We start from the raw sequence: 11,284 nt of genomic DNA on the forward strand, positions 1-11,284 counted from the left end.
GGAATGGCGGATTGACATGAAGACCGTCGCTCTCGCTGCTGCACAATTGTTGACCGACGATGTCGATGCATGGGGCATGCCGATGCTGCGGGCCCTGCTGCCGTTGGCTGGCATGACGTTGATTGAGCAGCAGGCCGAGCGGTCAAGGGCCATCGGTGTGTCGCAGTTTCTCGTCTTGGTTGATGGTGTGCCACCGGCCCTGGCGGAAGCCTGTGACCGGATCAGGGCGCGCGGACTGGCTGTTGATCTGGTCCGGAGCGGCGCTGATGTACTGCGTCTGGCCAAGGGGCATGACCGGCTGTTGCTGATCGCCGATGGTCTGATCGCGGGAGACCAGATTTGGAAGGCTGCAGGCAGTGCCCGGGCTGCAAACTTGCTGGTTACCGCCGATGCATCGGTCACGCGGGGTCTGGAACGGATTGACGCGTCGGCACGTTGGGCTGGTCTTGCGGTGCTGCCGGCTGCAGCCATTGCGGCGTTGGAAACAGCACCACGCGATTGGGACCCTCAGCTGTTGCTGTTTCGCGCAGCGGTTCAGGATGGAGCAGGGCGTACAGAGGTGGACACGGCCCTGTTCGTCAGCGGGGACATGATGCTGGCTGAGACCAGCGATGCGGTTGCTGCATTGGAGCGCCGTTTGCTTGCTGCCCCGCTGAAGGATCATGGCGGAATTGGCAGAAGGCATTTGGCCGGCCCTCTCGTCCGTCTGTTTGCCGGGCGATTGATGGGCGCGCAAAACAGCGGAAAAATTGCGCGCACTTTGGCACCATTGAGTTTCATCGGGGCATCCACAGCCTTTCTGTTCGGCCAACCGGTTGCCGCCATAGTTTTGGGCATCGTGGGTGTTCTTGCAGATGAAGCGGCCAATTTTGTCGCTCAGTTCAGAGCGGAAGCCACTTTTTGGGCGCGCTTAACCGGTGTGGGCTTGGTGACGCAATTGCTTGCATTCCTGATTGCGGAACGGGGTGCCACGTGGAGCGAGGGCGGATTGCATATTGGAGAGGGTAGTTTTCCGCTGGTGATTCTGGTCGGTCTTTCGGCGCTGCCCAATCGCATGCGATGCCCGGTTGACGATGTGATGGCGTGGGTTCTGGTGGGCTTTTTCTCCGTCCTCACTGGCTGGCAGAGCGCCTATGATTGGACGGTGATGGTAGCATTGACCCTCTTGTTGCTGGCGCAATTTGACTGGCCAGAGGGAGGCATCAGCCTTTGGAAGCGGTTTGCAACCAAAAACAGTTAGATCGGTTTAGCCGCTATTAACGCTGATCTGCTACCAAGAACTGGTAATGAGCCGATTTTTGTCCTGTTGCCAGCGTCTGGCCGTGCCATTTGCCCTGCTTGATCGCCCGGTCCTCTTTGCAGGACGGGGAGGTCGCGCATGATCAATGCTGTGCGCGCCAGGGTCAACGCAGAAGGCAGGCTGGTATCGGCCGATGCTCAATTGCTGGAGTTGCAGGAGCAAGCCGGCGGGACATTGGGCGGTCCGATTGCGCTGCCAGCGCTTGCACGACTGGCAAGACTAGCCAATAGGCTTGAAACGCCGATTGAACGGCAGGTGCTCATGGCCGATGAACGCTATGAAATCAGCGCCCACGGCAGGTTCCTTCCTGATAGCGACGGTGTCAGGATCGAGTTGGTTGATTGGACCGCGCATGATGCACCCGATGCGTCACATAGTGATCCTTTGCCTCCGCTGCCCAAGAGAATCATTCCTCCGGGCGCGATCAGCTGGGCCTGTGATATTCGTTTGCGGCTGGTCATGGTGGAAGCCGATGCCGCTTGGGGATTGTCCGACCAGATATGGATGGGACGGTCGATGTCGGAATTGTTCCACCTCTTGCCTGACAATGACGGAAGCTTTCCATTGCTGACCGCGCTAGCCGAACAAGCCGATTTCATCGGCCAACGGGCGCGGGTTGCGCTTGGCTTGGCTGACGGCACTGTGGTGATGCTCAAAGCCAATGCCATGCATGATGACGGCGAGATTTTCACCGGCTTTTACGGAAGTGCAGCTCCTGTGGGCTTTGGCCAGCTACCGGTGGATGTAGCGGTGCCGCAACCAGCTGACGCCAACGAACCTACCAATTTGCTGGGCAATATCGATGTCCGCAGCTTTGCTTTGAGAATTGATGGCGCGATGCGCCGTCCACTCGGCCGCATCATAGCCAATGCGGAGACAATTGCCGGTCAGTTGCAAGGCCCGATCCGCGCCGATTATGCGCGCTATGCCAGTGATATTGCGCTGGCGGGAAGGCATCTTCTGGATCTGGTGGATGATCTTGCCGATTTGCAAGCGGTGGAGCGTGAGAATTTCACGATTGCGTCCGAACGGGTGGATCTGGCCGATGTCGGCAGGCGAGCGGCGGGTCTGCTGGCCATGAAGGCCAAGGAGCGGTTGATCCGGATTGATGCGCCCGGCGCGGACGAGTCCGCGTTGGCGACCGGGGAGTTTCGCAGGGTTCTACAAATCCTGCTGAACCTGGTCGGCAATGCCATTCGCTATGGCCCGGAGGATTCAATGGTGTGGATACGCGTTGATACCGACGATCTGTGGGCGACAGTCACTGTCGCCGACCAAGGTCCGGGGATCTCCGGCGAGGATCAGGCGCGGTTGTTCACCAAGTTCGAACGATTGGGTCGCAACGATGCCGGCGGTAGCGGGCTCGGCCTCTATATCTCCCGAAGATTGGCTCGTGCGATGCATGGGGATATTTCTATAGATAGCGCGCCTGGACAGGGAGCGCGCTTTACCTTGCGATTGCCCAAGCGCGCAGGGTGAGGCCCGAGGTTGGGCGTCCAACGAAAAAGGGCGGCCGAGAAAGCCGCCCCTTCACGTCCTCTTGGATGATATTGGCGCTTAGCGCTGGCTGAGCGGCACATAGTCGCGCTGGGTCGGGCCAGTGTAGAGCTGGCGCGGCCGACCAATCTTTTGCGCGGGGTCAGAGATCATTTCATTCCACTGCGCAACCCAGCCAACGGTCCGGGCCAAGGCAAAGAGGGCGGTGAACATTGTGGTCGGGAAACCGATCGCCGAAAGGATGATGCCCGAGTAGAAGTCCACGTTCGGGAACAGCTTCTTTTCCGCGAAATAGGGATCGCTCAGGGCGATTTCTTCCAGGCGGAGGGCCGTCTCAAACAGCGGATCATTGACCTTGAGCGCATCAAACACTTCACGGACGGTCGATTGCATCACCGTCGCGCGGGGATCGTAGTTCTTGTAAACGCGGTGGCCGAAACCCATCAGGCGGAACGGGTCATTCTTGTCTTTGGCCCGGTCGATATAATGCTGGATGCGATCCGGTGTCCCAATCTCGCGCAACATGTTGAGCGCGGCCTCATTTGCTCCGCCGTGGGCCGGGCCCCAGAGGCAGGCGATGCCAGCGGCGATGCAGGCAAACGGGTTAGCCCCCGACGAACCCGCCAGTCGCACGGTGGAGGTCGACGCATTCTGCTCATGGTCGGCATGGAGAATGAAAATCCGGTCCATGGCGCGTTCGACCGCCGGGATCACCTCATAGTCCTCAGCCGGAACGCCAAAGGTCATCTTGAGGAAATTGCCGGTATAGCTCAACGAATTGTCCGGATAGACGAACGGCTGGCCCACAGAATATTTGTAGGCCATCGCCGCAATCGTGGGCATCTTGGCGATCAGGCGGTGGCTGGCAATCCTGCGCTGCACCGGATCGTTAATGTCGGTCGAATCATGATAGAAGGCCGAAAGGGCTCCCACGACACCGCACATGATTGCCATCGGGTGCGCATCCCGGCGAAACCCGCGATAGAAAGTAGACAGCTGTTCGTGCAGCATGGTGTGCCGGGTGATGGTGTTGGTGAAGCCCGTCAGTTCGTCCTGCGACGGCAGCTCGCCATTCAACAGGAGATAGGAAACCTCCATGAAACTCGACTGTTCGGCAAGCTGGCCAATCGGGTAGCCACGATGCAGCAGGACGCCTTCATCACCGTCAATATAGGTCAGCGCGGATTCGCAGCTGGCGGTCGAGGTGAAGCCAGGATCATAGGTGAACTGACCGGTCTGGGCATACATTTTGCGAATATCGAGGACCGACGGGCCAACCGACCCTTCGAGCACGGGGAGGCTGACCTGTTGGTCGCCTGTGGAGAGCGTGGCGTCTGTCATATGGTTTCCCCTGGTAGCCTGCGGCGCGCAGATCAGTGTCTGCTGCACCGCGTCATTTATGCCGTTAGCGCGGCTTTGATTCGATGCAAGGCTTCTTCCCTCCCCAACAGGAATAGCACGTCAAAGATGCCAGGTGAAATCGCCCGGCCAGTCAGCGCCGAACGCAGCGGCTGGGCGACCTTTCCTAGCCCCAGTCCCTTCGATTCCGCAGCGTCACGCAAGGCCGCTTCCAGTGATTCCATTGTCCAGTCCGGAAGGTCTTCGAGCGTCGCGAGTAGAGAGGCCAGCAAGCCAGGCGGCGCGGCATCAATTGCCGCCTTTGCCTTGTCCTCGAACGCGAGCGGTACCGAATCAAAAAGAAACAGTGCTCCTTCCGCCAGCTCAATCATCGTTTTTGCCCGAGGTTTGAGCGATGGCATGGCTGCCAGCAGGAGGGATTGTTCGCCAGCTGAAAGCGGTCGTTCGAGCATTTCGCCGAGATGAAAGGCGGCAATGTCGGTAAGCCGGGCATCATCGGCTTCCCGCATATAATGGCCATTGAGATTCTCTAGCTTTTTGAAATCAAAGCGTGAGGCCGACCGCCCGACATTGTCGATGTCGAACCATTCCAGAGCCTGTTCGCGGCTGATGATTTCCTCGTCGCCATGGCCCCACCCAAGGCGGAGCAGATAGTTGTTCACGGCTTCAGGCAGAAAACCGAGTTCATCCCGATAGGCATCGACACCCAGGGCGCCATGGCGTTTCGACAATTTTGCGCCGTCGCTGCCATGGATCAGCGGAACATGGGCATAGACCGGTTCTGGCCAACCCATCGCACGGATCATCACCAACTGGCGAAAGGCGTTGTTCAGATGGTCATCACCCCGGATGACGTGGGTAATGCCCATGTCATGATCGTCGACCACAACCGAAAGCATGTAGGTCGGAGTGCCGTCCGACCGAAGCAGGACAAAATCATCGATCTCTTCGGCATTCACCTTCACTTCACCCTGAACGCGGTCCTGGATGGTCAGGGTGCCGTCGCGTGGAGCCTTGAGGCGGACCACAGCCGGCCGGTCTTGGGGAACGGAGGCAGGATCCGAGTCACGCCATGGACTGATGATGCGGAAGGGTCGCTTTTCCGCTTGGGCAGTGGCGCGCATCTCTGCAAGCTCGTCCTGCGTGAGGAAGCAGCGATAGGCATGTCCGGCAGCAAGCAATTGGTGCGCGACCTCGGCGTGGCGCTCTGCCCGGGCAAATTGATAGATTGTATCTCCGTCCCAATCGAGGCCGAGCCAGCGCATGCCATCAAGAATGGCTTCAATGGCGGCGTCGGTAGAGCGGGCACGGTCAGTATCCTCGATCCGCAACAGGAATTGGCCGCCGTTGCGCCGGGCATAGAGCCAGTTGAACAAGGCGGTGCGTGCGCCGCCTATGTGGAGAAACCCCGTTGGTGATGGCGCAAAGCGGGTCACGACCGGCTTTTCACCAGCGCTTGCCACGACGTTGATGGATGCAGTTGCGCCCACGCGCTCTATCTCCCAAGATATGACTGGATGTGCAGGCGGGTCTCGGGACCGCCCGGCGACGGGGGCCTAGCATGACAGGGGCGGTGCATCAAACAGGCATTTGGGCCGGATTGCGCGACGTGCATGCGTCCCCCGCAGCCTGGTTGCGCGCCCTCGATGCCCAATTGTGGACCGAAAGAGAACAGCTCGTTCTTTGGATACCGATTCTGTTCGGAACCGGCATAGCCCTGTGGTTCATCCTGCCCGGCACACAATTACGGCTCTCCCTTGTTTTTCTGGCACTGGCTCTGGCCCTGATCGGCTGGTTGCTTGGCGCGACGGAGAGGTTGACGGGGAGAGCGCTGTTGGTTGCTGGTCTCGCTCTCGCTGCGGGATGTGCGACCATCTGGTGGAAGAACGAAAGAGTGGCTGCGCCGGTTCTGGCAAAGCCTGCCATATCGCTGTTCAGCGCCGAGGTGCTTTCTGTTGAACTGCTGGCGTCACGTGAACAGGTGCGGCTGATGCTCAAACCGGATGCGGGGCAAGCATTGCCGCCAAAGATAAGGGTCTCCGTTCCGTGGGAAAGCAAAGGTGCAAGGTCAATCTTGCCCGACGACCGGATCAGGTTGAGGGCGCGGCTGGTGCCGCCGCCGCGCGCAGCTTTGCCAGGTGGCTATGATTTTGCGCGTCGCGCCTGGTTCGAACAGATTGGCGCGGTCGGCAGCGCCATCGGACCAGTCGAGCGGATCAATGCACGACAGGAGTCTGGCCCGGGGCTGAGGGCGCGACTGTCCGCCCACATCCAGACACAGGTGGCAGGCGGTCCGGGAGCGATAGCGGCTGCCTTTGCCACCGGTGACAGAGGGGCGATCAGCGCTGAGGATGATGAGGCCATGCGTCGTTCCGGATTGGCGCACTTGTTGTCAATCAGCGGGTTGCATGTCACCGCGGCGGTGGGTGGTGCCATGTGGATGGCTCTGCGGTTGCTCGCGCTATCGCCTTGGCTGGCGCTGCGGTTTCCATTGGTCACCGTGTCGGCGGGATGCGGAGCGTTGGTAGGCCTGGGCTACACCTTGCTGACCGGCGGCGAGATTCCGACAGTACGCTCGCTGCTTGCCGCTCTTCTGGTCCTGTTGGCGCTGGTGCTGGGTCGCGACGCGATAACCCTGCGCCTGATTGGTGCAGGAGCGATGGTGGTGCTGCTGCTTTGGCCAGAGGCCCTGGTAGGGCCCAGTTTCCAGCTGAGCTTTGCCGCAGTGACGGCCATTGTCGCGCTGCACAGTTCACCGCGGGCGATTAGCTGGTTCTCGGCGCGCGACGAGGGATGGCTTCGCAAGTTTGGCCGAACCATGGCAAGTCTGTTCCTGACCGGCCTGGTCGTGGAACTGGCGCTCATTCCGATTGGCTTGTTTCATTTCCACAAGACCGGTCTTTATGGTGCCGCGGCCAATATTGTTGCGATTCCGCTGACGACGTTCATCGTCATGCCGGCTGAAGCGCTCGCGCTGGCACTCGACAGTGTCGGCTTGGGTGCGCCTGCCTGGTGGGTGGTGGAGCAATCGCTCGCCCTGTTGCTGTTCATTGCGCATTTTGTTGCCAACGCCCCCGGTGCCACGGCCAATCTGCCCGCGATGCCACGGGGCGCATTCGGCCTGATGCTGGCAGGCGGTCTTTGGCTGCTGATCTGGACAAGGCCATGGCGTTGGTGGGGCGCCGTACCATTTGTCCTCGGGGCCGTTTGGGCGCTGTCAATCACTCCGCCGGATCTATTGATCACAGGCGATGGCCGGCATGTTGCCGTGCGCACCGATGATGGCCGCTATGTGCTGTTGAGGGATAGGGCAGGCGAATTTGTCCGCGACCAGTTGGCCGAAGCGGCCGGCATTGACGAGGAGCTGGCATCTCTCGCCGAGCAACCCGGCGTGCGCTGCTCACCCGACTTTTGCGTCTGGACGATGGAAAGAGCGGGACGCCGCTGGTCCGTTATGGCATCCCGCAGCGGGTACAGGACGGATTGGGAGCCGTTGGTCAAGGCCTGTGCCGAGGTGGACATCGTCATCGCCGACCGGTGGTTGCCCCGGGCCTGTCAGCCCCGCTGGCTGAAGGCCGACCAGAAAGCGTTGAGGGAGACCGGTGGCCTGACAATCAGGCTGGACCCGCCGTCGGTAGAAGCGGTGGCGGCAAGCTGGCGGGGGATGCCATGGGGCCAGCCGCCAACCATAATGCCGCCGCGCCGTGGGCAGCAGGAGCCACCCGCAGAGCGCTCAGCCGCCGGAACCGGCGCGTCCCCTCAATGGTAGCGGCGGAGCAAGCCAGCCAGTTTGCCCTGAACCACGACACGCTGGGCGTCATACACCTGTGGCTCATAGGCGGGGTTGGCCGGGTCGAGGCGAACAGCGCGCCCTTCGCGGCGGAAATATTTCAGCGTGGCGTCCTGACCATCAACGAGAGCGACGACAATGTCCCCTTCGCGCGCGGTATCGGACCGTTTGATAAGGGCATAATCGCCGTTCAGAATGCCAGCCTCAACCATCGAGTCACCCGACACTTCGAGCGCATAATGGTCGCCCGGGCCAAGCAACGCGGCGGGAACGGCCAACTGGCTGTGGTCCTCAAACGCTTCGATCGGCACACCGGCGGCAATGCGGCCGTGCAGCGGCAGTTCGATGATGTCGTTGGCGACATCTGCCGCGCGCGGGGCGGCACGTGACGGGAAGGCAACGACGTTGGCGTCGGCGGCCGGCTTGGCTACCGGGCGCTCGCCACGTCCAGGATTGCGGACAACTTCCAGCGCGCGAGCCCGATTAGGCAGACGGCGCAGGAAACCGCGTTCCTCAAGCGCGCTGATGAGGCGGTGTACACCCGACTTGGACTTGAGGCCCAGAGCCTCCTTCATCTCTTCAAAGGAAGGTGAAATGCCGGTTTCAGCGAGGCGATCCTCAATAAAGCAAATGAGTTCGTGCTGTTTACGGGTCAGCATGACGGTTCTCCGTGGCGGAACGTACGGTGAACTTCTAATGAAACAAGAAGGGAACGTCAAGGGGCCAAAGCATGGCCTTTGGCCCGAGCAGATAGGTTAGCGTCCAAGCGTCAACTTCCAGAATCGGCCAAAAGGGCGCAGGTCGCGGCCTCGACGTCTTCGTGCCGCATGAGATGTTCGCCGACGAGGAAGGCGTGGATGCCGGCAGCGCGCATGCGGGCGATGTCCTGCGGACCCGCGATGCCGCTTTCGCAGACGAGGGTAGTCCCTGGGGCGACCAGCGGGGCGAGGCGTTCGCTGATGGCGAGATCAGTGACAAAGCGCTTCAAATCGCGGTTGTTGACGCCGATCAGGCGGCTGTTGAGGGTGGCGAGAGCGCGGGCGAGTTCGTCCTCATTATGCACCTCGACCAGCACGTCCATGCCATGGGCTTCGGCCTCGGCCTCGATGGCGACCATGGTGGCGTCATCGAGCGCGGCGACGATAATGAGGATGGCGTCGGCGCCCAAGGCGCGGGCCTCGGTCACCTGCCAGGGATCGACCATGAAATCCTTGCGCAGGCAAGGCAGCGACACGGCGGCGCGGGCAGCGACGAGATAGGCATCATCACCCTGAAAATAGGGCCCATCGGTCAGGACCGAGAGGCAGGCGGCCCCGCCAGCGGCATAAGCGCGGGCGTGGGTGGGCGGATCAAAATCGGCGCGGATCACCCCCTTCGACGGGCTGGCTTTCTTGATCTCTGCGATCAAGGCGGCTTGGCCAGCGGCAATCTTGCCATCAAGCGCGGCCCGAAAGCCTCGCGGGGGAGATGCGGCGGCGATGCGGATTGCCAAATCGGCATCGCTGACCACCGCCTTGCGGCGGGCGACTTCGGCGGCGGTAGTGGCGCAGATTTCGGCGAGTTTGTCTGTCATGGCTGCGCGCTTAGCCGATCAGGCGGCGGTTGGGGAGGGGTGAAGGAGATCGGCGACTGTATTATTGGTGCAATACGGATGGTTGACACAAGTTGACACCCACGTGGAGACAAAAGACGGTTCTGACACAAGGGTTTGCGGGGATTGGTCATCTTCAAAGGTTGACACTTGTTGACATGGGTTGACCCTCCAGCGGGTAGATCGGTCAGCAACCCGGCGTCGGCGTTCACCGCCTGCATTGCTTCGTCTGGCCATAGGTCAGACCCGCATTGACAGGGAAACGCATGCAAACAGGCAGAATCGCTGACATTACAACGGGGTCTCACACCTGACCCCTTGTAGGAAAGCGAAATTTGGTCCACTTTTGTTCTTAACCGACCAGCCTGGGTTCAGATCTTCTTCGCCAGCGTGTAGGCGGGGCCGAAGCGGATGAGGGCTGCGCCGAGGAACGGCAGGGCGACGATCCACAGGCGGACGCCGGTGATGCCCTCCGGGCTGGCAATGCTGAAGGCGGCGGTGGTGCCGAGGCCGGCGCAGATAAGGAGGAGGCCGGTGACGAGACGCCAGAGCGGAAGCGGGCGGTCCTCTGCCTCGCCGCTGAGGCTGGGCGAGGGGCGCTCAAAGCGGGCGAAGGCGAGGATAAGCGGGACCAGCGCGGCGATGTACAGCAGGAACCAGACGGGGCGGGCGAGCCACCACTCACTGCTGCCCGGCGCAACGTGCAGGCCGATGCCTCCCATCAGCCATGCAGCGACCATCACCAGGACAAAGGCGGTGAGGTGCCAGAGGTAGATGGTCATGATCATGCCGTTGACGAGGACGGTGGCGGTCCATGCGCCGATGCGGCTGAGCATGGCGCGACCGAGCGGTTCGAGAGCGAGGGCGAGTCCTGTCTGGGTGATGCCGAGCGCGAGCAGGGCGAGGGTCGGCGGCATGGAGTTGCTCAAGGGTTCGCCGGGAACGCCAATCATCGCAACGGGATAAGGGCCATAGTGGATCAGCGCTGTCAGCGCGGTTGCGCCGCCGACAGCCCAGAGCGCGGCTTTGGTGGGGCTGTTGAAATGGCCCGACTGCCACGCATAGCCAAGCTGGTGGATCGCCAGCCAGACAAAGGCGAAGTTGAGGAAGTTGATGTACGGCAAGTCAAAGCGCAGGGTCGCGACGTCGATGAGGATGGCGCCCGCGACGAACAGCGCAAAGGAGCCGAGGCCGAGCCGTTGCCACAGGGCGTGGCTGAACGGGACGGCGGCAGCGATCATCAGATAAACGGCGAGGAACCAGACCGGGATCAGCGCGAGCTGGCAGGCCATTTCGACAATCGGCCGGGCGACGCCGAGCGCGGTGCCGGTGAGGGCGAACAGGGTCCAGACGAGGAACAGCGGCAGGACAGGGTTGACGAGGCGCTGCATGCGTCCGGTAAACCATTCTGCATAGGTGCCGCCGTCGCGCCGGTTTGCGCTCCATGACATGGCGTTGGAGAAACCGCCGACAAGGAAGAAAAGCGGCATGACCTGAAAGCCGAGGGTTAGCCACTGTGTCCAGGGGATGATGCCGAGGAGGTGCCCGCCAGTGACCGCGCCGTCGCTTATGTAGGGGGCGGCGACAAGCCAATGGCCGACGACGACCGCGAGGATCGAAAGGGCGCGGAGGAAATCGACATAGCGATTGCGCTCGGGCGGAGCCTTTTCAGCCATTTGGCGGGCGCGGGACCAAAGGGTGGGCTTTGCTAGGGCGTTGCTCATGCCGTTGTGTTTAGCACGAGGTG

The 11,284-nt window shown here is 61.4% G+C and carries 8 protein-coding genes; 3 read left to right on the forward strand and 5 right to left on the reverse strand.

The window, feature by feature from the left end:
• The first annotated feature begins 16 nt into the window (after positions 1–16).
• Both GV829_RS10480 and GV829_RS10485 read left to right on the forward strand, forming a co-directional pair.
• Complete coding sequence (locus tag GV829_RS10480; RefSeq protein ID WP_169946455.1) at positions 17–1,240, forward strand: hypothetical protein; 1,224 nt, start codon at positions 17–19, stop codon at positions 1,238–1,240.
• A gap of 138 nt (positions 1,241–1,378) precedes the next feature.
• Positions 1,379–2,779 (forward strand): sensor histidine kinase, encoded by a 1,401-nt coding sequence (locus GV829_RS10485; RefSeq protein ID WP_169946457.1) that lies wholly within the window; start codon positions 1,379–1,381, stop codon positions 2,777–2,779.
• A gap of 78 nt (positions 2,780–2,857) precedes the next feature.
• On the opposite strand, the gene GV829_RS10490 is transcribed toward GV829_RS10485, so the two are convergent.
• Both GV829_RS10490 and gltX read right to left on the reverse strand, forming a co-directional pair.
• Positions 2,858–4,138, reverse strand: coding sequence for a citrate synthase (locus GV829_RS10490; protein WP_169946459.1), 1,281 nt, complete (start codon positions 4,136–4,138; stop codon positions 2,858–2,860).
• Positions 4,139–4,194: 56 nt separating this feature from the next.
• Positions 4,195–5,619, reverse strand: coding sequence for a glutamate--tRNA ligase (gene gltX, locus GV829_RS10495; RefSeq protein WP_169948235.1), 1,425 nt, complete (start codon positions 5,617–5,619; stop codon positions 4,195–4,197).
• Between the two features lie 98 nt (positions 5,620–5,717).
• Here gltX and GV829_RS10500 point away from each other — a divergent pair, with 98 nt between their 5' ends.
• Complete coding sequence (locus GV829_RS10500; RefSeq protein ID WP_169946461.1) at positions 5,718–7,925, forward strand: ComEC/Rec2 family competence protein; 2,208 nt, start codon at positions 5,718–5,720, stop codon at positions 7,923–7,925.
• Here the strand turns inward: GV829_RS10500 and lexA are convergent.
• From lexA to GV829_RS10515, 3 genes are all read right to left on the reverse strand, one after another.
• The gene (gene lexA, locus GV829_RS10505; RefSeq protein ID WP_169946464.1) at positions 7,916–8,605 is read right to left on the reverse strand and encodes a transcriptional repressor LexA; all 690 of its coding nucleotides are present in this window, start codon (positions 8,603–8,605) and stop codon (positions 7,916–7,918) included. The genes GV829_RS10500 and lexA overlap by 10 nt on opposite strands.
• Before the next feature lie 110 nt (positions 8,606–8,715).
• A complete protein-coding gene (gene trpC, locus GV829_RS10510; protein WP_169946466.1) occupies positions 8,716–9,519 on the reverse strand; it encodes an indole-3-glycerol phosphate synthase TrpC in 804 nt (267 codons plus the stop codon).
• Between the two features lie 389 nt (positions 9,520–9,908).
• Positions 9,909–11,261, reverse strand: a complete 1,353-nt coding sequence (locus GV829_RS10515) for an acyltransferase family protein (protein WP_169946468.1) — start codon at positions 11,259–11,261, stop codon at positions 9,909–9,911.
• Positions 11,262–11,284: the final 23 nt, after the last annotated feature.

Source organism: Sphingomonas lacunae, assembly GCF_012979535.1.
GTDB classification, from domain to species: domain Bacteria; phylum Pseudomonadota; class Alphaproteobacteria; order Sphingomonadales; family Sphingomonadaceae; genus Sphingopyxis; species Sphingopyxis lacunae.